Genomic DNA, 25,478 nt, shown 5'->3' with positions numbered 1-25,478 from the left:
TCCCCGCCGCGGCCGGGGACCCTGGTGGCATCGGGTTCGATCCCGGGGGGACGAGCCCGGCCGTGTACGACGCGCTCTACAAGGCCGTGCGGGCGAACGTGCTGACTTCGTTCGTCGTGGTGACGACGATGGAGCAGGATCGGTTCCGGGTAGACGGGAAGCTGCTGGACGGGGCCGAGTTCGCCGATCTGCTGGCGAGTTCCCCTGCGTTCCAGGGACATTTGTTGTCTGGTGGCTCGGAGGTGGCGCTGCTCGCCGCCGACTCCGGGACTCCTGGCGACTCGAACGTGGCGGCTCGGAGGTTCCTGGAGCGGCTGCGCGAAGCGGCGCCGCAGGTTATCGCGTGGCAGGCGACGGCCCGGATGGGTACCAGCCCCGCCGGTGTGCCGGTCGTCACGGCGTTGCTCTGGGACGATCTGCTGATCCGGTCGACCGAGGTGGAGTGGGCCATCACCGCGGAGCAGGTGCAGTCCGCGCCGTACGTCCTGTCGGCCGGCCCAATTGACCTGGTGCGCAGCGTAACGAGCTTCGGTCTGAGGTCCAAGAACCCCGACTTCCTCCTGCGTTCCGTGTGGGAGCGCCGCAGCCGGTACCACAGCGTCGACTATCGGACGTTGAAGCCGCAGGTGTGGGCTCAGCACACCGAGGGGGCGGCGACTCGTCCGTTCACGGTGGTCCTGGACGCCGACGCGGAGGGGAAGTACTTCAACCTCGAACTGACCGGTGGGCGCTCCCGCAAGGTGTCTGGGCAGGAGATGGCTCGCCTGCTCCTCGGCTCCCCGATGTTCGCGCGGGTGGCCGCCTTGCGGCGGCGGCCACCACTGCTGCTGTTCGTCCGTCACGACGACTCCGGCGGGGTCGCGTCGGGCACTGCCCTCGTGGACTTGATGACCGCGCTTGCGAAACTGAGCGGTCCGTGGCAGATGCACCACTATCAGGGGGAGCTTGCCTTCGATCGTGATGGGTTCGAACTCGGGCTCAACGCTCAGATGGCTATCAGTGCCGCGCTGCCGCTCAACGCCGTCCGCACTCTCGTCCACGGATCTGAGTTCAACTTCAGCAGCGGGCCTGCGAGTGCTCGTCGTGCCGAGAGCGCGGAAGCTCCCCTGAGCGAGATTCTCACGTCGTTGTCCCAAGGAACCCAGGGACCGGCCAAGGCTCCGATGATCGTCAGGGTGGAGACCGTCGACGGCAAGCTCGCGGTGGTGACGACCACGCACGGCGCGGGCGTGAACAACACGTCGCGCCTGCACGAGATCGGTGGCCGGCATCTGGGCGCGATTCTGCTTCAGCTGCCGGCGTTCCGGAAGGGGCTGCGCGAAGAACGCCCGGTGGTCCTGGACATGCCGGCGGGCGGCAGGAAGATCGGGTTCGGGGATGTCGACTTCGAGGTCGCGAGTGCGTTGCGGCGCCAGGCAGGCTACTTCGGCGAGGTGTACTCCAGGCGTGCGCTGAAGGGCGGTGCGTTCCCAGGGCAGATCGGCTGGGTCTCGGTGTCGCGGTTGCGAGCCGGTGATCTGGTCACCTGGTTGCTCAGGAATGCCGAGGGCACGCCCGTCGCGGCGTTCGTCCGGTATCCCGGCGACGAGAACCGCCTTCGGGAGGCTCAGAGGTGGGCGTGGAACGTGACGCTCGACAGCGTGAAGCTGATCAATTCCACCGGGCCGGATGGCGTGGTCCGGTCGGAGGAGGCGGACTGGACCAAATACGGTGATCTCGCGCTGCCGTTCGTCGTGATCGCCGAACAGGGGGCGAACGGGTTCCAGGCGTATCGGTACGACGGGCTGCCGCTCACCGTTCCACTGAAGTCGCTGGCCAAGGTGCTGCGCGCGGAACTCGGTGTTCAGGACGCGTTGGCAGAGGGTGAGGTCCGGCCGGTCGTGTTCCTCTCGCCCAGCGGGACCGCCGTCGACGGGGCCGAGCTGAGCGAGTCTCTGGTGAAGGGAGGTCTGTGGGTTGACGTCTACACGCTGGACGGGGGGTGGTCGCTGACCGACCGGGGCAGGGTCGAGGTCAAGAGCGGGGCACTGGTCTCGGTGTCTCCGAAGATCCCGCAACCCAAGCGGTTCGTTTCAGGGCTGCTGAAGGACTCCCTGCTCGGAGTGCACGGACAGTTCTTTCCGTTGAGGCAGTCCGACTTTTCGGTCCCCATGAATCGCTCCAAGATCCAGACGGGCGCGATTACGACGGCGTACTACTTCAAGCAGGTTTCTCCTGCCGTGGTCGACGTCAACGGAGTGGAGACATCGGCGGCGAGGTTCAGCCCGTATCTCATGCCGCTGGCCGTGATCGACGCCCCGGTGTGGCTTCTCCAAGGCCACGGTCTTCCCAGGGAAAAAGGCTTCGCTCTGGCGTTGTCGACAGACAGGCCGTTCTCCCTAGGGCACACGGTCCGGATGACCGGTGAGGATGCCGCTCGGCTCATGTTCGCCAGCGGCAGTCTTCTCAAGGCGACCCCGCCGCCGAACGCCACACTTCAGCTGGTCGTGTGCTCGGTCGGCCAGGTTCCGCCGAACATGTCGGAGAGTCCCGCGCAGCGGCATCTGACGGAATGGCGACGACTTGTCGGGTCGGACACGGTCGTCTCCTCAGCGGGGACCAAGAAGGTAAGCATGTTCGCGGACATGAGGCGGACCTACTACACCGTGGACGACGGCGGTTCCTACACCCTCACCGGTGGCTCCCCGGTGGACGTGCCTCTGGCCGATCTGGCGGCCAAGGAGATCCCCTCGGTCACCGTCGACCTGTCCTCTCCCACTCCGGCGCAGCAGGAGAGTGTGCGCGACATCGCGCGGCGGGTGGCCCGCGCCGCCGCGTGGCGCAAGACGAACGAGGCCTCTCTTCCCGAGGTCACGATCACCGGGCAGGATCACGCGCACGCGGAACAGGAGCTCCGCAGCACGCTGGTCGAGGAATGGACGATGCTCGGCCGCTTCGGAGTGGGCCTCATCCCCGACGACGTCCTGGTGCGCAGCGGTGTCGGCGGCGGTGAGGCCGACACCACGATCGCCGTCGACCTCACCGACGACGACCTCGGGCTCGACGCCGTCAACCTCGTTTCCGACCGAGACCTCACGCGGATGGACCCCGTCGAACTCGACCTGCTCGAAAGCTCGTTCGCCAAGCTGGCGCTTCCGCATGAGGGTGCGTCGCCCGCTGTGAGCAACGCGGTGTCCCCCACACCGCAGCCGTTGCCCTCGCCGCTGCCGATCAGTGCCCACGGCCCCACGCCGACGGCGGCCGGAGGCGTGGTCATGTCGGCAGGCACCAGGGCGGACGCGATCCGCGCACGGGCGCTGAACGATGTCCCGCCACCCTCCGAGGGCAAGCCCTTCTACGTGGTCGCCGCACCGCAGGACTTCGAAGATTCCGGGGCCGCGCTGGCGCGCCGCCTGCGCAGGTTGCCCCTGTACCGGACGGGAACCGCCGTTCCGACGACGCCGGTGCGGCTGGTGCTGCTCGGAGACGAGACGACCGAACCCGAGCGGCTGGCGAGGGAGTTCGCCGAGGCGTTGCCGGACAGCGGTTCGCCGCGGCCGATCGAGGTGGCGACGGAAGCGCTGCGTTTCCAGCGAGTCGCTGGAACGGAAGACAGCAGCGGGAGCGAGAGCGGTGATGGCGCCGAGCAGCCGCGCGCGCTGTCCTTCCCGCCGAGCGAGCACGGGAGCGACGTCGGGTCGGACAGTGTCGGAACCCAAAGCAGCGAAAACAGCGACGACAGCGTGCGGACGTCTCCGTCGTTCCTTCCACGGATCAAATCCGTGGGCGACACGGTGGCCGTGCAGTTCGAGCGGATGCGCACCAGCCTGCGAGCAGGCGAACAGCGGAAGATCCGCAAGCTCGTGCAGAGGGCCATCTACGACGCCAACGCGAGGGCTGCCAGGGGACTGCCCGCCCCCACGATCACCGTGATCGGGCACAGGGAAACCGGTGTGCGGCGGCTCCTGGACGTCTTCGTGCCGAAGCGCACCGCGCAGGTGCACCGTGAGATCGAGCGGGAGCTGCGGGCGGAGCTGCAACTGATGCCACCCGACGCCCAGGCGCGGATGAAGATCGACATCACCGTTCGGAACGAGATTTCGGCGCGGGGCAGCCGGAACATGGTCCTGGTCCGGACGGACACCGAGGACGTGACACCGTCTCAGCGGGCGCTCGACGGCTACGGCGAGGTCATGCGGGGTATCTCGTCCAGTCTCGCGCTGAACGACGAGCAGGCGCGGTTCATGGTGGCGCAGTTCGAGGAGCTGGCCGGCGAGGGACGGCTTGAGTACCGCGGCCTTCCCTCCGATACGAGTGCCCACCTCGCGGCTCTGGACGCGTCGTTGGCGAGGCTCGATGACGCCGACCTCGCGGTGCGGGTGCGTGTCCTGGTCAACGACGCCCTTCTGGCCGCGAGCCTCGTACCCACCAGAGAACAGCAGCGGTCCGCCCGTACCCGCAGGGGAACCGAGATCGACCGGCAGGCGATTCAGCCGATCACCCAGCGCAGGTTCTCCCAGCTGCTCACCGAGATCAACGACCTGCTCGCGCTCGGCGCGAACCCGTTCGACGCCGTCGGATCTCCGGTGCGGAACATCTCCATTCCCTCGCATCAACCGCTGGCCGTGCGCCTGGCGCGGCTCGGGCTGGTGAACCTGGCGCCGTCAGCGCGAGCGGCGATGGCAAGCGATCCGCTCTTCACCCGGCTTGAGCGGAATCCCGCCGCGATGAAGGAGGCCTTGTTCGCCTCCACCGGAAACGAGGAGCAGTACTTCCTCAACACCTGTTCCGTCGCCTCGATGGACTCGGCCCTGCGCAACACGGTTCCGACGCTGGCGAGCCTGCTGTACCTCGGTCGTCGCACGGCGGAAGAAACGATCAGCTCGCTCGCCGAGACGGACGAGGAAACGAAGGCCCACCGGGATCGTGCTTTCGGACGGTCCTATGAGGACATGGTCGTCAAGCGGGCCAGCGAGGCGAAGCAGGCCTTCGACCTGATCGAACAGCGCGCGATCAGGCTCGTGGACCTGGACCAGTCCGACCCGGCGGTACGGCGGCAGTGGCGTGACCTGTCCGGGCAGTGGGGCCGCGTCATGCAGAAGCTCGCCGCCGCCGATCTGTCGGACGCCGAGCCGGCCGTGCTGACGCGCAAGCTGTTCCACGATCGCTGGACGGTGAACGCGCTGTCGTGGCCTCTCCTCGCCGATCGGCCACACCGCAGGCTTCTCGGTGTCAGCAGGCTCGCCTACATTTACAAGCTGCGGCGCCACCTGGCGGCGGACCCGGATGGTCAACGGTTCGGCAACCGCGACCTGGTGCAGTTCCGGTCCATGGTGAAGCCGCTCAGCAGCGTCATCGAGACCCCGAAGTCGATGAACGAGTTCTGGGAACTTGTGGCCGACACACGAGGAGTGCTGCTCACCACTCCGAACCATGCCGTCTTCGTCCAGGCGAGCACGGCGCACGCCCGCCGCACGTTCGTGCTCAACGACAGCGTGTACACGCACCCCGCGTCGCTCAGCCTGGACGAGTTCGCCACCTGGGCTCGGGATCTCAAGGTGGACGTCGGCGCGCAGTTCCTCTCCGACGAGGACGACGGCGTGTCAGGGGAGGAGGGCGCCGACTCCGGCGAGGACGCGCACGTCCGCATCCCGATCTACTCCGCCATCGGCGCGGACGCCGGGGTTTTCTTCCCCACCACCGAGTCGTCCGGGCTCAGTACGTCCTCCGGGTCAGGTCTGCGGCGTTCGGCCACGCCGGCGGAATCGGTCGCCGGACCGAAGCCCGCTGGACCGCAGCCGAACACTGCGCCGATGGAGATCAACTGGGTGTTGGCGCAGGCGGGGCCGCCGATGAACGCGGGGCCGTCGATGAACGCGGGGCCGTCGATGAACGCGGGGCCGTCGAAGGTCGCCGGTCCGGCTTGGAGGTCGCTTCGTAACAGAGAAGCGGAGCTCGGGCTGTGGCTGTGGTCGCTCACCGACCAGGTGAACGCGAACTTCAGCAGGCTGGAAGCGGACGCGACGTGGGCGGAACGCTGGATCTTCCACCACCAGTTCGGAATGCTGGACGAGCCGGCGCGCAAGCTCTTTGCCGAGTACCTCCATAATGACCAGGTAACTTCGTTGTCGCTGACGTGGCCCGCAGTCGTTGCGATGATGGATGCCCACCTGAGCGAGGTCGACCGCGACACGCTGCGGACCTCGCTGAGGGTGGCGAGGCAGGCGGTGGCGAGGTCGGGCCAGTTCCAGGGCGCGTTGTCCACCACTCTGGTCAGCGAGGTCACGGACCTCGCGGCCATGTGGCACCTTGACCACAAAACCCTGCCACCACAGGACCTCATCGAGGACCTTCTCGAAGTGGCCGACGTTCGGCCGCAGTACAACACCGACTCGATCATCCCCCCGTTGCTGGCCGTGGTGACCCGGCCGCGTACGGAGTTTCCTCCGCCACACCTGAGTGACGCGCTGGAGGACGCAGTCCCGCCAGGGACGCTTCATTCCGACCCCCGGTGGTTCGCGAGGCTGGTCCGTGGCGAGAAGCAACGCGGTGGCCTCGAGCCCGATCTCCTCGATGTCGTGATCGCGGTTCACGAGACCTTCACCGGCAGGCCGCGTCCAGCGCTCTCGGTGCTCGCCGGTGGTTCGCTCGGCATGGAGCATTTCGAGTCGCGGATCGGTTCCCAGCCCCAGTACGTCGGTGTGGGCACGGACGCGATTTCGGAGGTGACGAGGCAGGTTCGTGAGGCAGGGCATGGAGCGAGCGCCCTGGTGTTCGGCCGTTCGGTGCACGGGGTCGAGTGGGTGTGGAACGTCCTGAACCACGACGGCGGTGTGTTTCTGGTCGACCCGAACACAGGGGACGTCAGCCCCGCGGAGGACGACATCAGGCTGGCAGGCGCAGAGTACAGGCTGCCGATCTACGAGGTGCACGTGTCCGCGTTCCGTCCGGACGGAACGCTCATCGACGTCTCCTCGCGGAAGGCGATCACCACACCGGTCTGGAAGGCGAGAGAGGACCGCTCGAACCTGGAGCCGCTGGTATTCGACGACGAAGAGTCGCCGGTCGACGAGGAACCGCCTGGCATCGAGGAACCGCCGGTCGTGGCCGACACGGACGAGGTGCCGTGGGCGGATCAGTACGAGGCCGCGATGATCCACATGGCCGATCTGCCGTTCGTGCATCAGGAGATGCTGAACGAGTTCGTGGACGAGATCGCCGATGTGGACGACGAGATCCGTATGGTTCTCGGTCACGAGCTCGACGTGCGGGGCGAGGAGGCCGCGCGAGCCAAGGCGGAGCGGCTGGCGCTGCGGTTCGGCACCGACCGGATCACGTTGCGCAACGCCGAGCGGGGCAGCGCCACCGGCACGGGGACGGACCCGAAGACGCCGTGGATGGAACACGGACCCCGCACGTTGGCCCGTGGTGGCTCTTCTCACGGCTCTGACGGCTCGGAATGGTCCGACGCCTCGCCGCGAGAGAACGCACGATCCGTCAGCCCGGTCGACGTCAGCTCACAGGCCACCGAAATCGAGCTGGACCGGACGAACTCGCCTGTCACCTGGGACACCGGGAAGAACAACGAGGTCGCTCCGGCGGGCGAACTCGGCAACGCCTACGTTCGCGACCCGCTCGGGACCGCGTCGTCGGGAGCGCTGTTCCTCACCTCAGGAGACGACGGCGAGGCCAGGATGTGGGACGAGTTGTACGAGTCCCTGCCGGAACACGGTCTGACGACCGCGCCCTTCTACGTGTTCGTGTCCGTGACTGAGGGAGGGTTCGCACACGACGACAGCCTGATTACCGGCGCCGAGCTCGCGCGGATCGTGTCGAGCTCTCCCCATTTCCAGCAGTACGCCGGCGACGGTTCGGTGCCGTTGCGTGTGATCGGTTCGGATATCGAGGATCTGGAGGAGTTTCTCGACCAGGTGGGGGAGTTCACCCGCGAGCTGAACGGCGACGGGCCGCCTCGTGTGGTCGAGGTGGCTACCGGCGACCTGCGGCTGGACGACGAGGGTGTCGCCTTCGTCGAAGACGGCGACTTCGTCACGGTGACCGCGACCGACAACGCCGTTCAGGACGTCGAATTCGATTCCCAGGAGGTGTCGTGGACTCCCCTTGAGCACACGGACGATCCTGTTTTCGGTCTGGCTCTCGTCCTCGGTGACGACAGGAACGCGTTCCTCAACCACTCGCTGAGTCTCTACGGATCAAACGCGATCATGAGCGCGATCGGCAGGCGCCGCAACGTCTCCGATCGCTCCGAGCCGGCGACGCTGGAGATGCCTCCGTGGGCGCCCTCTGGCCTGGGCGATCGAGCCCGGCCGGTGATGATCGTGCTGGCGATGCGCGCGGGGGAGTTCGTCGTTCCGCTGAAGGACGGCTGGTCAGCGGTCGTTCCGGTATCGCGGATGGCACGGCTGGTGTTCGAGTCGCCGACGTACCAGAAGCTGAAGGGCCACGCGGTTCGGGGAGACCTGCTCCTGTTCATCAGCGCGGAGAACACCGACCAGGACCATCAGAGCACCGTCAGCGCCGATCTGCGGGAGGCGTTGCGCGCGTTGGACGGGACCTCGTGGCCTGGCTACGACTACGTGGGCGAGCTCGAGTTCGAGTCGAAGGGTCTGGTCGTGCCGCTGGGCGCGAAGATCACCAAGACCGACTCGATGCCGGTGAGCGAGATCGACAGGGTGGCCTCTGGCAGAGTGCTCGGGTTCCCCGCCACCGACGACGAGGCCCGGTCGCTGCGTGAGCTCGCTGATCAGGAGCAGCGCGGTGTTTCCGTCGTGCGGCGGCCTTCGCACCTGTCGGGACGGCGCAAGCCCCTGCTGGTCGCCGCCCACTCGCCTGACGGTCGCGTGGTCCTGGTCAGGTCGTCGACCGGGGTGACCTACGAACTGGACGGACACCGGTTCGGTCAGACGTTGCTGACCGATCCCGCCTTCCGCCACGCGCTGGAGTCCGACCCGGATCGTCCTGTGCTGCTCAGCATCCACGCGGCCGGTCGGGAGCTGAACACAGGTCACGTCGGCTTCGCGCTGGCAGGGGCGTTGCACGAGGCCGGGATCTTCAACGACGTGTACGCCCCGTCGCCGGACTCGGACGACGGATGGGCGCTGGTGTCCGGGCTGCGAGCCGGTGACCTGAAGTTCGACGTGCTGAACAACATGTACGACAAGCCGGTCGCGGTGTTCGTCCGAAGCGAAGGGGATCAGGACGACTACGAGGAGACGAGGGACTGGGCGGAGGACGTCACCGCGACCAGCCTGAGGACCTACGACCGGACGGACGAGACCGGCACCCACGAGGAGAGCACGCCCTGGCCTGCCAGCGTCATGCCGCTGTTCGTGATCTTCAAATCCGGTCCGTCCAGAGCGCACGGACTGCGTCACGGCCGTACGGACGAGAGCGGTCAGGAGGACACGCGGCCGGTGTCGGTGACGGCCGAACAGCTCGCGAAGGTGCTGAGGGCCGATCCCCGGATGCGCCAGCTGTTGCCGGCGGATGGCAATCGGCCTTTGGTGGTCGTGTCACCGGGCTGGTCGCCAGCCGACGGCCGGACGTTCACCGATGTGTTCTCCCAGGGGGGTTTCCGCAGGAACGTTCATCTGCTGGCGAGTGGCCAGCTCACCGGCCCCGGCTGGTTCGAGGTGGACGGACCCAGGCTGGAGACCTTCACCCCGCCTCCTCCAAGGCCTGACGACATCGTGTCGTACCCGTCGGTGAACGGGAAACTGGGCACTTACGGGCAGTTCTTCCCGAACGACGTGGACGACGTCCTGGGGATGTCGGCCGAAGCGCGCCGTGACCGTGCCGTGCGGCACCTGTACTACCTCAAGGAGATCTCGCCGGCGACCAAGGACGAGAACGGCGGCGAGGTGCCCGCGAGGTACGCCCCGTACCTGACGCCCTTCGCGATGTCCGACAAGGCCGTGTGGATTCAGAGCGGTCACGGGGACGTGGGTGGCCTTGAGTTCAGGACGAAGACCGACTCGCCGCTGCACTTCGGTGACAGTGTCACGCTCCGGGGCGGCGACGCGGCCAGGATCATGTATGGCACCTCCGCGTACATGGGTGCGCGTTCCGACCCGGAACGTCCGATCATGCTGGTGTTCTGCATGGCCGACGCGGTGAGCGCCAGCAAGAACGAAAGCGACGCCAAGGCTCTGGGCAAGGAATGGAACAAGGCCGTCAGCGCGAAGGCCGTCACCTATGCGGCCGAGACGGTCATAGTGACCGCTCCTGGCAAGCCGGTCGTGGTCACGGCAGGCGGGTCACTGGCCGACGCCGACCGTTCCCCCGGCGATGGCGGCGGGTCCGTGCCACTGTCGGACCTGGCAGCCGATCGGATCGATCCGCTCGAGGTGGAGCTGTCCTGGCGAGGAAACGAACTGCTGGCACGAGACGCCGAGCGGGTACGGCAGATCGCGCGCAAGGTCGCCAGGGCGGCGGCATGGCGTCAGCGGAACGAAGCCGACCTGCCGGAGGTGACGATCTCCACCGAACCGGTCGCCGCGGTCTTCCGTGCCGAGTTGGCCGCCGAACTCACGCGACTCGGGAGGCTGGGGCGCGCGGTTTCGCCTACTGACATCACCATCACCGTCGCGGGGCGCCCTCACCAGAAGCGGTTCGCCAGAATCAGTGTCGTCCTGCCTGGACACGCGCTCGGGGCAGACGCGGTGGCCGGTATCACCGGGCACCTCGACGGCATCGCGAACGCCGAGGTCGACGCGCTGGAGACGGCGTTCGCCAAGCTCGTGAACGACGCGCCGCAGCCTCGGACGGAGACCGTCGGTGCGGACCCGGTGGCGGACGCCCTGCCTTCGCCGTCCACCACGGACGCCGCGCCTTCGCCGTCTGCCACAGGCGACGCACCGGATGCTCGACTGGACGAGCCCGATGCGGCGTCCACAGAGGACGTTCGACCGCTGATCCACCGCGATGGCCTGCCGGAGCTTCCCTGGACCGACGAGGTCGACCGTGCTCAGCGGTACCTCCTGCGACTCACTCCTGCGCAGCGATGGACGCTGCTGGACAAGGTCTCGCAGGGTTTCGTCGTCTCGAACGCCGCCTTCCGCGCGGTGCTGGCCCGCGAACTCGGGGTGAAGGGCAACAACGTCGCGTTGGCGAGGGCCAGGAGGCTGGCCACCCGGTTCGGTGAGGACCAGGTCCGGATTCGTCCCGGTGGCCTTAAGGAGACGGACGCCTGGCTGGCGCACAGCACGTCGTCCCAAAGGGCTCATTCCGGCAGCGAGTCGGACCCCGGTGTCCTCCTGCTGGACTCGCCGGAGGGGACGATCGTCGAGTCGTCGGAGGACGAGTCGTCGGACGTCGCGTCGGGTGGCGGCTCCCCGGTGTTCGCGGTGCTGCCGGACGTCTTCCCACCGGCGGGAATCGTGGCGTCCGGTGCGTTGAGCTACGACTCGGGGCTGGGCACGGACAAGGCCTTCTGGGAGCGGGTGTACGCGACCCTGGAGGAAGCCACCGAGCTGACCAGGATCGGGCCTCCTCCGTTCTACGTCTTCGTGACCTGGGCCGGCAACAAGATCATGGTCGACGGCAAGCTGGTGGACGGCACCCAGTTGGCCGAGGCCATGCGGAGGTCGCCTCACTTCCAGGCGTACGCCGCCGATCGTTCGGTGCCGATCAGGCTGGTCGGCCGCACGTACCGGGACAAGCTCCGGTCCATCCCCTCGGAGCACAAGCTGGCCATGCAGTTCCTACAGGCGGATCGGGGGCCGACCGACGCGTTCCGGTACGCGGAGCTGGCCGTTCAGCAGGTCGAGGCCGACAGCAACGGTGACATCGTTCCGGTTCCGGACAGTGGCTATCTGCCTGTGCCCGTGATCGAGCCGGACGATGTCCAGTGGACGGCGTTCACGGGTCCGACCGGCGAGAACTTCGGGCTCGCGTTCGACGTCGAACCTCTGTCGACCATCGCCCGACGGCTGAAGCCGGTGGAATCCGATCTGGCGCTGCGGCTGATCTACGAGGAAGTGCCTCACTCCACGCGCGTTCGTCTCACCCAGCAGGCATGGGTGCCCGAGACGTTCGGGTCCAGGGTTCGCCCCGTGCTGGTCGCGCTCAGCAGCAGGGACGGCGTGTTCATGGTGCCGTTGCCTGGCGGGCACGCCACCGCGGCGACTCCGTTGAGGATGGCGGAGCTGCTGCTCGGCTCCACGGCGTTCAAGCCCTACCGCTCCCTGATCACGAGGCCTCGGCTCCTGCTGCTCAGCGACGACCCCGGTGACGGTGGTCAGGGGCGGACCATGGCCGACTTCGCGGACGCTCTTCAGCGGCTCAACGGTGAGCCTTGGCAGACACATGAGTTCGCGGGCAGGCTGGCCTACGGCACCACAGGACTCATCCTTCCCCCCAACGCCGTCGTCAACGCTGGCCCTCCGCTGTCGATTCGGTCAGTCTTCACGATCATCACGCCGTCGGTGTTCGGGTTCCCGGCGGACAGTGGCGCGTCCGCGCGGATCGCCGACCTCGCCGACGAGGTGGACAGCGGGACGTCGACCCTCGATGGTCCTTGGACGTCGGTGCGCCGCACGCGAGGCAAGAAGCCACTGTTCGTCGTCGTGGACTCGCCTGACGGCACCTACGCGCGAGTCATGTCACGGGCCGGCAGAAAGTACGACGTGAGCGGCGCAGACCTGGCGTCGATGCTGCTCAGGGTTCGCGATTTCGCCGAGGCGCTGGACGATGATCCGGACGTCCCGGTGGTCCTGCTGGCTCGCGACGCGGGACGATCCGTACCCGGTGGCTCACTGGGATACCAGTTCGCCGGTGAGCTGCGCGGCAGGGTTGGCTTCTTCGGTGACGTCTATGCGCCGATCGGAGATCCCGACGCCCCAGAAGACCGTTCGGACGTCGAGTTCGCCCGCGTGTCGAACCTGCGAGGAACAGACCTCGAAGTCGACGTCCTGCTCGGCGCGGCCGGGGAGTCGCTCGGGCTGTACTTCTTCGGAGACGGCAGCAACGCGGACATGCCCTACGTCACGGCATGGGCCAGGGAGGTCACTCCGGCATCGCTTGCCCAGCACCGGGTGGAACTGCCGCACGGTGACCTGACCGCGTTGAAGCCGTCAGGCTGGCCAGCGTGGACCCTGCCGATCCTGGTGTTCGTGACGGAGGACCAGGGCAAGATCCCCGTCATCCGCAAGGACGGCATGGCGGTGCGGTTGTCGCCGGACCGGTTCGCGAAGATGTTGGCGACTCAGCCGCAGTTCCGCCGGATGCTGGCCTACTCCCCGCACCGGCCGATCCTGCTCGTCTCGACGACAGGCGGGACGACTGTCGGCAAGGCGATCGTCGAGGCTCTGCTGGACGGAGGGGTGGCCCGAAAGCTTTTCGAGGCTCCGCATGGTCTGTCGCTCGACGCGGGCGGGGAACTGACGGTCAGGGGCCGGCGCTTCGCGGTCCATCGTCCACCGGCTCCCCGCGCGGACCAGATCATGTGGTACCCGAGGCAGGACTCATGGCAGAGCGGGTCCGGGCACATCGCTCCCACTGATCCGAGTGATCCCTGGTTGATGCCTCTTTCCGCGAGCATCGACAAGCAAGTGAGGCAGCAGTACTACCTCAGGCGGGTGGCGTCCGCGAAGCAGGACGCCCAGGGACAGGTGATCGAGTACGCGTGGGTCATTCCCTACCTGTCGCCGAACGCCTCCGGGGACCTCCCCGCCTACGTCTGGGACGGTCACGGGACGGAGACCGGCTTCGTGCTCGGGCTCGCGACCGGTAACCCGATGGAGGTCGGCGACTCCGTCGTGGTCGGAGGCAAGGAGGCGGCCAAGCTCCTGAACGCGAGCGGCTTCTACCAGATGGCCGGGCTGGACCCGCAGATGCCGGTGCTGCTGTCGGTGTGTGTGGCGGACAGTGTGAGTCCGGGCCGAGAGGGCTCCGCCGCCGCGTTGTTCTCCCGTCACTGGAGGCTTGTCCACGGCGGTAAGCCAGAGGTGGTCGGAACCCACAGAGACGTTTACGTCTCTCCGAACAGCTCGGTCCGCAGCGTGAAGGCGTCCACGTTCCGTGCGGTGGGACAGCTCGGGAACTCGCTTGACGACGGGATTCCGTTGTGGGATCTGGCCGCCGCGAACATCGACTCGGTCGACACGAAGTTCGACGCGACAGGGGTGCTGGGCAAGCTCGGAACCATGTTGCTGCACTCGCTTGCTCGTAAGGTGGCGAGAGCGGCGGCATGGCGAGCGCTCAACGGTGCCGGCATGCCCAAGCTCGTCGTCAACGGGTACACCGACGACCTGGGCGAATCGCCGTCCGAGAGCGCCTACGCCGCGATCAGGTCGGAAATGGTCGCGGAGTGGGGACGACTGGGCAGGCTCGCGCGGGGGCTCGGCGTCGACGATGTCGCTGTCGACCTCGTGGATCTCCTCATTCCGCCCGGTGCGCGCCGCCACGCCACCGTCAGCGTCGAGTTGCCCGTGCACGAGCTTGGCCTTGCCGCGATCGCCGAGGTGCAGGGGCGGACCAAGGACAGCGAGACACCGGAAACCATCGAGAAGCTCGACAGGGCATTCGCCAAACTGGCGCTCCCGCCCGCCCAGCCGGCCTGGCAGGGCGGCACGCCGCACCGCACCCAGCCGATGGCGCGCGCCAGGATCACGGAGACCCCGGCCGCCGTGCACGAGCCTTCGGCCCATGCTTCCGGAGGACTCAGCTTCGACCTGGGCGGCTATGTCGATCTTGACGACGAGGCGCGGACGACCCGGTATGCGGCCGTGCCCCCTGCGCCGGCTGACGAAAAGCCGTTCTACCTCTATCTGACGCCAGGCAGCGGCGGCCTGTACGCCAACGGTTCCTGGGTGTCCCCGCGAGTTCTGCTGGAGATTCTGAAGAACTCGCCCCACTACCGGCAGCACGCGGCGGGCTCACCCGTGCCGGTGCGGATCGTCGGGGCCGACCCGCGGCACAGGGAAGTCCGCCAGTTCGCGGCACTTCTGCGGAGCAAGGACGGATTCCGCCTCGTCGAGGCGAGCAAGTACCAGGAAGACGGTTTCCAGCGGGTCGCGGAGATCCAGCCGGACGACGTGGCGTGGCTGCCGTTGTACCGCGCGGACGGCAGCCTGCTCGGCGCGAGCTTCGACACCGAGGCCCGTCAGGCAAGCGGCACGGTCCTGAACGCGAGTCAGGGGACTGACGAGAGCGTCCGTCTCGTCCTTGAGGAACACACCGAGGCGGGCGGCCTCACGGACGTCCGGCCGAAGATCGCCTTGTGGGCGGACACGACGGACGGAGCGAGACTGCGGCCGTTCGAGTTGTTACTCGACGCCGACGGCGAGGAGTTCGTCGTTCCGCTGCGCGGTGACGGCACTGTCCGGGTCTCGCCGGAGGAGATGGCGAAGCTCGCGTACAAGTCGGAGTTGTTCGCGAAGTTCCAGCAGGGGAACGGGCAGCCGGACGTCCTGCTGATCACGAACGATCCCGCCGCCGACCACGCCTCCACCAGCGAGGCCAACCGCAGGTTCCAGGCGCGGCTGCGCGAGTTGGGAGGACCGCGGCGGATCACCGCCTACGCCGGACCAGCCGACCACGACGCGACGGTGTCCAGCCTGCGCGTGCCGCAGGGGGCCAAGTTCGAGCAGACGTTCTCCTCGCGCAAGAACGACAAATTCTCCCTGAACGCGGCCGCTGTCCGGAAATCGGTGAGTCCGGCGATCGTCACGTCGACCGGCTCCGTGTTCGCGTTCCCGCTGCCCGGTCACGAGATGCCTGGACTGCGCAACCTCACGTCGGCTGTGCGGGAGGGCAGGTTCGAACCCGACGCCATGACCGGTCGCCGTCCGCTGTACGTCATGGCGGACTCGCCGGATGGCAGGCACTTCCGGGTCTCGCTGCACGGAGGGCGGGAGCTGGAGCTCAGCGGCGCCGACTTCGGGCGGATGGTGCTGACTCACCCGGTGGTGCGGCGTGAGCTCGCGGCGGATCCCGACCGGCCGGTGGTGCTGGTGACGACGCACAGCGTCACGACCCCCCACTTCGGGGACGCGGCCCACGACTTCGCCGCGGCCTTGCAGGAAGCGGGCATCTACCGCGATGTCTACTCGTGGGCCTCTCCCGAGTCTCGCGGTGACCAGGACGAGGAGTTCGCTCTGGTGTCCGGCCTGCGTGACGGAGACCTGGACGTCGAGGTGCTCGACAACGGCGACGGCCATCCGGTCGCGCTCTACGTTCGCGCGGACAACGACGACGCGGACTACCAGGCGGCCAAGGAGTGGGCGCTCCACGCGACGGACGAGAAGTTGCGTGCCTACCAGGTCGAGGCTGCTGACGGCTCACGAGACGTGCGTGACGCGGACTGGACTGAGATGCCGCTCTTCCTGATCGCGGGATCGGGCGCGGGTGGTTTCCGAGGCAAGCGCCGTGACGGCGTGACGGTGCCGCTGACGTCGGAACAGCTGGCCAAGGTATTGAGCGGAAACCCCCGGCTCAGGGAGATTCTCGGCACGGACGGTGCCGGCCGGTCGATCGTCCTCGCGTCGCCGGACGGCGGCGTGACAGACGGCGACAAGGTGCGCGATTCGCTGCTGGAGGGTGGATTCCGGCGGACCCTGCGCACGGCGACCGCCGGACTGACGTTCAAGCCCGACGGCACCATCACCGTCAGGGAGTCGGCTCTCGCCATCCACGAGGCGTCGAACCAGTCCGAACTGACCGCGGCCGACATCGTCACGCATCCCAGGGTGACGTTGTTGCGCGCGGTGGACGGTCAGTACTTCCCGAGCTCGCCGGTCGACACGTATCTAATGTCCCGGACCGCGCGAAGCATGTCCTCGCGCAGGCGGTACTACGTCCGGGAGGAGGTCACCGAGGCGTCGAGGAAGAACGGGCCGTCCGAGACGGAGTACGTCGCGTACCTCAGCCCGATCGCGGGGGGCGGCAAGCCGTACGTGATCGACAGCCACGGCACCCCAGAGGGGTTCGTCGTCGGACTGCCGACCAGTAGGAAGTGGGAGATCGGCGACACGGTCGTGATCGGTGGCGCGACCATGTCGAGGCTGGTGTCGACGGGTGCCGCCTACCAGCGGGCAGGCACGCGCGAGGAGCACTCCGTCCTGCTGCTCGCCTGTTCGGTGAACCAGTCCGGCGCCGTGCGGGATCTCGACGCCGGCCTGCGGTCCGCGCGGAAGACGCCGTCCAGGATCGTGGGGTTCACGTCAGGCCTGCGAGTCCACTCCGGCAACGGTCTTCTCGTCGCCGACCAGGACGGCGGTCCCGCGCTGGCGGGGACAGAAGGCGCCCTGCCGCCACTGCCGCTCGCCGACCTCGCGGCCGACGCGATCAATCCGGTCACGGTGTCCTTCCCCGCCAGGAGCAAGACGCTGCTCGCGGACCAGCGGGATCAGGTGGCGGACACCGCTCGCAGGGTGGCCCGCGCGGCGGTCTGGTACGCGGCGAACGGTGCTGGTCCGATCCGGGTCAAGATCACCGGCTTCGGCACGATCGGCACGGTATCGCGCGGTGCGAGGGCAGGGCTCGACCGGGCGAACGCGACGAACGACCTGTTCATGGCGCGGGTGCGCGCCGAGTTCGCGGTGCTGCGGAAGTACGGGCTCGACACCGACCCAGCGCATCTCAAGATCGACGTGATCGGCGACGCGGTGCCACGAGGAGGCGCGCGGGTGGCGACCATCGAGGTGACTCTCCCCTCGGTGGACGTCGGTCAGCGGGCGTTGCGGAACCTCGCGGTGACCAAGAGCAACGACGCGGTGGCCGAAGTGGACACCGCCTTCGCCAAGCTCACCCCTGACGCGCGGGACCACGGCGGCGGCGGCTCTGGCTGGGGTGGCCTGGTGCGGCGCGGCAGGCAGGGCTTCGTCGACACCTTCGGTTCGTCGCCGAGCAAGGCGGGCGGACTGGGCTACAACTGGACCAACGATTCCACCGCGCGCTGGACTCACCTGGAGGGCTCGATCCCCGGAGGCGCCGACAGGCCCTTCGACATCTTCGCCCTCCAGAACGGCGACGCCTTCCAGATCGCGGATCGTATGGTCGACGCGGCCTCGTTCGCCGCGATCGTGGCCTCGTCGCCGCACTTCGCCGCCAACGCGTCGGACGCGCGGACACGAGTGCGGCTGTTCGGTCTCGACCTGAACGACGCGGTGCGGGCAGGGCAGCTCGCGCAACGGTTCGGAGAGGCGCTGCGCGGTCACGGACCTTTCCGCCTCGTCGAGGCCGCGCTCTTCTCGCTGGAGATCGGGCAGGACGGTCAGGCGCGGGCGCTGTCGGGCAGCCGGATCGCGAGGGCGACCTCTCCGAGGGTCGACGACGTGTCCTGGATTCCGATGACCGACGTCGACGGCCAGATGTTCGGCATGGCCTTCGACTCGGAGCTCCGGCGGAAGCAGAACTTGGCGCAGGCCAGCCGTCGGCTCACCGCCGACCTCCAGACCAGGGTCATGAAGGAGATCGGCGACGGCGCGGGCCAGCGGCGCGCCCTGAACCAGGTCTGGGTGCCGTCGGCGGACGGTGCTCGTAGTCGCGTCGCGCTGCTGTTGCTCACCGGTGACGGCACGACCTTCGACGTACCGCTGAACACCGGTATCACGCTCAGGGTCCCCGCCGCGGAGACCGCCAAGCTCATCCTCGGGTCATCCCACTTCTCGGCCTTCACCAGTGGCGGCGTGCTGCCGACGCTGCTCCTCGTGACCTCCACGATGGGCGTCGATCCGCCGGGAGCCAACCCGACTGCCCAGCAGTTGGCGGTGGCGAAGCAGAAGATGGCGATGGCGAAGCGGACGAACGCGGACCTGCTCGCGGCGATGCGGGCGCTGAGCCGCAGCCCTTGGCAGAGCTTCGACTACGCCGGGCGAGCAGGCATCGTGGAGGGCACGCTGGCCGTCCGCTGGAACGCGGAGTTCACCCCGGCGCCGCTGCCCCCCGTCGCCGATATCGCGCATCTGTTCCTGGGGAACGTGTTCGGCTTCCCCGGAGCCGACGTGACGCCCCGGGCGGTCCAGGCGTTCGCCCAGTCCGTGGCCCGGCTCCGTACGTCCGCGCTCGGCCGGACGTCGGGCAGCACCACGCTCTACATCGTGGTGGATTCGTCCGACGGAAGGTTCGCCAGACTGCGCGGCCGGTCCGGTGCGTTGATCGAGGTCGACGGCACTCGGCTCGGCGAGATGCTGCTGACGGTTCCCGAGTTCCGCCAGGCGATGAAGGATGATCCCGAACGGCCGTGGAGGGTCGTCGGACGCCGCGCGGGAGAACTGGCAGGACCGGGCGGGCTCGCGTTCGACCTCGCCGGTGCGCTGAGGAAGGAAGGGTTCTTCGGACAGGGACTCGCCACGACCGGCGAGCCGGCGCCGCTGCTCGGGGGTGCTGTCACACTCGCCGATGTCGACGTCGAGGACGTGTCGACGATCAGGCACGGCGATCTCGCGCTCAGCGTGCTGCCGGCGGGGCCGGGCGGCGTCCAGGGGATGTACATCTGGAGTTCCGGCAACAGGGGTGGCTACGACAAGGCGGCGCTGTGGACGTCGAAGGCGACGCTGGACACGTTGGCGGAGTATCAGATCGTCGGTCCTGACGGTCGGGCGCGGACTCGTCGGTCGTCGTTGACGATGCCGCCGCTCGTGGTTTTCGTGGACTCGGGTCCGGACGGCTACCATGCGCTGCGCCACGGAGGAAAGAGCGCGCCGCAGAACACCAAGCCGTTGTTCGTCTCTCCGGCCGAACTGGCCGCGATGATGTCGGGCCTGTCGATGCTCACGCGGTCACGCGGTCTGGCGAACAGGCAGCCGATTCTGCTGATCTCGCCGAACGGCGTGCTCGGCATCGGGGATCGGCTGGCCCAGGCGTTGATGGCGAGCGGACACCGGCTGTCCGTGTTCGAGGCGGCGCCGGCCGATGGCTGGCAGGCAGACGGCAGGCTCAGGCTGACAGATCAGGGATTGATCGAGCATCCGCTCCCCACACCGGGGCCTGCCGACGTCGTGCTGCACGGCGTCCATCGCGGCGGACCTTCCGGCTCCTTCGTGGCCTACGCCCCCGTGAAGGCCAACGACCTGATCACCATGCACATGAGCGCGCACAACGACAACGCGGCGCAGCAGATGTACCACTTGAAGACGCTGACGACGCAGGAGACGGACGCGCAGGGCAACCAGGTAAGCAGGACCCGGTCCATCGCGTATCTGTCGCCGTGGGCAGGAGACGACAACCCGCCCGTGTTCTTCATGGGACACGCGAACGCCACCGGATTCCGGTTCGCCCTCAAGACCGACCGTCCAGGGGAACTCGGTGACGAGGTGGTGCTCGACGGCGCGACGGCCGCGAAGGCGTACTTCGCGAGCGACGTCTACCGGCGGGCACAGCTCGACGGAAACAGGCCTGTCGTCCTTCAGTCGTGCAGGGTCAACGCGATCCAGCCCGCAGGAGACACCTTCGCCGCCAGGGTGCGGGCCGAGGCACGTCAGGCCAGGCTGCGGCGACTGATCAACGGCACTCCTCGGTTCTACGCCGCGAACAGTCAGGTCCGCATGATCGGGCTGAGCGGAGGCCGTGACATCGACGCGGGCGCGTTCTTCAGCGAGGCGGGCACGCCAACGCCACGACCGGAGGACGATGTGCCGCTGGCGGACCTGGCGGCCTCCCGGATCGAGCCGGAGATGGTCTTCTTCGGCTCCGACATCGACCCGAGCCTGTCGGAGGGCGACGCGGAGAAGATCCGCAGGCTCGGGCAGCGGATCGCCCGTGCGGCGTTGTGGCGCAAGCGCAACGGCGCCGAACTACCCTTCGTGACGGTTGCCGGCGGCAGCATGACGGTGGCGGACCTCGTTGCTTCGGCGTTGCAGAACGAGATGGCCGTGGAATGGGCGCGCAGGGGCAGGCTGGGACGAGGTCTGACGCTCGGGGACGTGACGATCGAGATCGGCAGCCTCGACCGGACACCCGCGACGACCGTGTTGATCACAACGCTCCTGTCGGCCGAGGATCTCGGCGAGAGCGAGTTGGAGGCCATCGAACCGAAGTTCGACACGACCAGGATCGCGGCCGTCAACGCCAAGTTCGCGAAACTCGCGCACGACGGCCAGCCCGCGCCGGGACCGATCGACTCACCGGACCCCGACTCCGATGTGGAGATGACGCTCGTACTGGGGTCGGACACGACGGACTCCTCCGAACAGGGGGGACCGGCCGGGTTCACGCTGGTCGAGCGAACCGCTGAGCTTCCCGGTGTGGTGACCTACGAACCGGGGCTGCACGTGGCTGGTGGCGTGAGCTTTGACAGCGAGGGAGACGGGTCCGATGACATCCACTGGAGGGTCCAGTACCAGTCCTTGCGTGGCGACGCCGACGCCTTCCACGTGCTGGTCCGGAAAAAGGACGGGAAGTTCCTGGTCAACGGTTCGTTGCTGGACGGCACCGCGTTCGCCGGGCTCGTGCGCCGCTCGCCGCACTTCGAAGAACACGCCGGTGGCTTCACGGTTCCGGTGCGACTGGTCTGGGAAGGGCCGCGGCACGACACGGCGGCCGAAAGCGAGGTCGTGAAGTTCATCGAGGCTCTCGGCACGCCCGAACAACCGCGTTACGTCGAGTTCTCGAACGGCGTGGCCGACTTCAGGACCGTGCACGTCCCCGTGCATCCCAAGTCTGTCCAGTGGGTGCCGATCATCGGAGGTGATGGCGCCGAACGCGGTATGGGGTTCGCGTCGGGGGACGAGGCGAAGCAGGCGCTGGGCGGCTTGAGCGCGCACGTCGAGGACGAAAGCCTGCGGATGATCGAGACGTACGACGCCGCCGGCAAGCGAACCGGGGGAAAGAGGAAGCTCGCGGAGTGGGCGCCGGCGACGACGGGCGGTCGTGTCCGGCCCGTGCCTCTTGTGCTGGACAGTGAGGGCGACTTCCTCGCCGTTCCGCTGAACAACGGGATGACCGAGTTTCTGTCTCCCGAGGAAGCGGCTCGGCTGGTGTTCGAGTCGGACTTGTTCGGGCGTTTGGTGCTGGGGCAGGTGAAGCGCCCGCCGTTGTTGCTCTTCACCTCTCGGCAGGGCGGTTCGTCCGGCGGTGCGGTGAACGCGAAGTTCGTGGAGGCGTTGCGGGGCCTGGCGGGCTCGTTGCACGTCTTCGACTACGACGGGCCGTTGGAGGTGTCGAAGGGGTGGCCTGTTCCCCGGATTCCGGCGGGGCGGGTCATGGGGGAGAGCGTGCCGTCAGGGGTGCGGCTGCTGGTGACGGGTTCAGGATCGGTGTTCGGTCTGCCGTCGTCGGAGGAGTCGGCGCGGCGGATGGAACTGTTCGGCGAGGCGGTGGCGTCCGGATCGGTGTCGGTTGGCAGCGTAGGGCGGTTGCGCGGCCGCAATCCGTTGTTCGTCGTCGTGGATTCGGTGGATGGCACGTTCGCGGAGGTGCTGGGAGAGGGCGGGGTTGTTCATGAGGTGGGTGGGGGTGTGCTGGCGCGGTTGTTGCGGGGGAACGCGGAGTTTGAGAGCGCGTTGAGGGCGGAGCCGGGGCGGCCGGTGGTGCTGGTGGGCGCGCGGAGCGGCGAGCGGGCGAAGTTCGGTGGGGTGGGCTTCGACTTCGCGGGTGAGTTGAGGCTGGGCAAGGACTTCCGCGACGTGTTCGCGGTCGGGGCGGTGGCAGGAGCCAGTGGTCTGCTCGGTGACGGCGGGGGCGAACCGAGGTTCACGCTGGTGTCGGTGTTGCGGGCAGGGGATCTCAAGACGGATGCGTTGCTGAACTCCGCTGGAGAGATGGTGGCGTGGTTCGTGCGGTCTCCCGGCGACAGGCGGAAGTTCGAAGAGGCGAAGAAGTGGGCGCTCAACGCTGTCGGCGACCAGCGGAAGAAATACCGCTTCACTGACGGTTCCGGCACGTTCGAAATGGGCTACCGCGGGGTCACCAGCGAGCTTCCCGTCGTCATCTTCGTGGGGCTCACACACGACAAGCGAGGTATTCGGACAAGCAGGCAGGACAGCGCGGAACAGGTGCTGTCGATCGGTGAGCTGGCCGGTGTGCTGCGAGGCGACCCGAAACTGCGCGAACTGCTCGGCACCGACAAGTCACTGCCGATCGTGCTGGTGTCGCAGGACGGCATGGTGCCCGCGATCGCGGACTTCACCGAGGAGATGGCGAAGGGCGCGTACCTTCGCAAGGTTCATGTCCCGGCACAGGCGGTGACTCCTCGGCCCGACGGCGTGATCTACATGGGCAAGGGCCAGGTGGAGAGCCATGTCCACGCGCTCAGCTTCGAGCAGAAGAGTGGCCTGATCTTCAGTCAGCCCTCGACGAGCGCGCAGGTCGGAACCTACGGCCAGTTCTTCGCGCTCGACCACCAGGAGGTCTTCGAGCGGGCCTCGATCGCTCGCAAGACGACGGACATGACGCTGCGCATCCACATGGAGGTCGTGGACACCGGAGCTCGTGACTCGGCGGGTGAGCCGATTCTCCGGGTGGCCCCGTATCTGTCGCCGTGGAGCGGAGCGGGCGTGCCACCGTGGTTCGTCAACGGCCACGGCAGCCCGACCACGTCCTCGGCAGCGCTGAAGACGGAACATCCGCTGCAACTCGGTGACTCGCTGAAGGTCAGCGGGCGTGACCTGGCGATGATCGTGGGGGCGTCCGCGTCGTACCAGCTCGCGCAACCCCATCCCGATTCCTGGGTCGCGCTCATGCAGTGCAACCAGAACGCGCGGGTGGAGGACGGCCAGGAGAACGTCGCGACCGGCTTCGGAAAGGCGTGGAAGTCGAGCAAGATCCGTGTGTTCGGCGCGCTGTCGACGGTCAGCACACGCCAAAGCGTCGCGGTGCACGCCCGTGGACTGGGGAACAGGTTCGAGTCGGTGCCGCAGCACGGCAGGAGCGCGCTGCCCAGGGTGTCGCTGAAGGATCTCGTCGTCGACGAGATCGACACGGTGTCACTGTCGTTCGGGAAGTCGAGCAAGACGATCGGGGACCAGGGGCGCGCCGAGCTGCGTTCCGCCGCTGACCAGCTCGTGCCGGTGGTGTGGTGGAGGCTGCGCACCGGAGCCGCTCTGCCGGAGATCACGATCACCGGCCAGGGCCGCGCCAAGAGCTCGATCTTCTGGAAGGCGCGCCGGTGGTGGAGGCGCGAGGTGCCGGGACAGAAGCAGGCGCTTGCGGCGAAGGGCGAGCTGACCAGGGCGCTGAACGAGAGCGTCGAACGGTATCGCGCGGCGGGCATCGACTTCGACGTGTCCCTGATCCCGATCCGGCTGGAGACCGCGGATTCGGTCGTCGGCCAGGCCGCGTCCGCGGTCGTGGCGTTCGAGGTGCCCGCCGCGGAGCTGGGCCAGACAGCGCTCACACAGGCACCCTTGTTCAACTCGCTCACCCAGGAGCAGCGCAACTACAAGGACCTCTGGACCGAGCGCCTGTTCGTGGCGTTCGAGGCGCTCTCCCACTCGCCCTGGGGTGAAGGCCATCCGCCGTCGGAGAGCGCCGCGGGCGGGCTGAGCTTCAACGAGGGCGTCCGGTGGGACAAGCCGCACTGGGAGGCTGTGTACGACTCGTTGCCGGACGGCGGTGTCAAGGAGTTCGTCGTCATGGTGACCGGCTCCGGCAACAAGTTCATGGTCAACGGCAAGCTGATCGACGGCACCGAGCTCGCTCGGCTGGCGGCGAGTTCGCCGATGTTCAAGTACCACGCCGCCGACGTGTCGGTACCGGTCAGGCTCGTGGTGGTGCCTCGACGCGGCACCGAGGTGGAATCGCTTGGCATCAAGCGATTCCGCACCGCGCTCGCCGCTGGCGGCCCGGCCCGTGAGGTCTCGACTCAGGTGTTCGAGTCGGACCTGGACTCCGCCACGGGCTCGGCAGGAGACCTGCTGTCGCGTCCTCGGTGGGCCGAGGTCGTCCTCCCGCCTCGTCCGGAGTCGACTACCAGCGAGGCGTCCGGGACGAACACGGGTCGCGAAGAGGCCGACGGTGATGAGTCCGGCGGCGGGACCGTGTCGACCGACGAGGGTTTTTCGCCGGTTTCCTCTTCGACGATCGCGGAGGTACGCGCCCGCACGGCCGTGTCCGAGCGGATGCGCGGTGGTGACGACGCTCGTGCGGTCACCTCATCCGAGACGGGATCGCCACGATCCCTGGCGGGGCCGATCGGATACGAAGTACGCGACCTGAACGTGAACGGTGTCAGGGTCAAGGACCTGACGGTGCGTCTGCACGTCGCCGATCGTGACCCCGAGATGGAACAGCGGGCACTGACGGGCGTCGAGGAGATGCTCAACGACGGGCGCCGGCTCCCCGGAGGTGAACAACTCCACGTGACCGTGGAGTTCACCGACGATCAGGAGGCGGCGGACGCGACCGTGTCGATCACCACCGGAACCGGGGACCTGCCGGACCAGGTGACATGGCCCAGGAACATGAGCGAACGTGACCTGGCGCGATCGATCGGGCGTCTGCTGGGAATGCGGGACGAGGACCTGACGGTCGACAGGGTGATGTTGCCGGATTTTCCGGGTCACCCGACGAAGAGCGGGTGGCAGACGAAGGAGCGGTGA

At 67.9% G+C, this 25,478-nt stretch carries 1 protein-coding gene (running past one end of the window); it reads left to right on the top strand.

Features of this window, described 5'->3' with window-relative positions; genetic code table 11:
- Positions 1–25,478: the 3' portion of a toxin glutamine deamidase domain-containing protein gene (locus QSK25_RS40900; RefSeq protein WP_285646636.1), read on the top strand. Its footprint begins 9,706 nt before the window's first position; only the last 25,478 of its 35,184 coding nucleotides appear in the window; its start codon lies off the left edge, out of view; it ends in the stop codon at positions 25,476–25,478.

Origin of the sequence: Lentzea sp. NBRC 102530 (assembly GCF_030269365.1) — a bacterium.
GTDB lineage: Bacteria > Actinomycetota > Actinomycetes > Mycobacteriales > Pseudonocardiaceae > Lentzea.
This window is presented reverse-complemented; position numbering and strand designations above follow the sequence as displayed.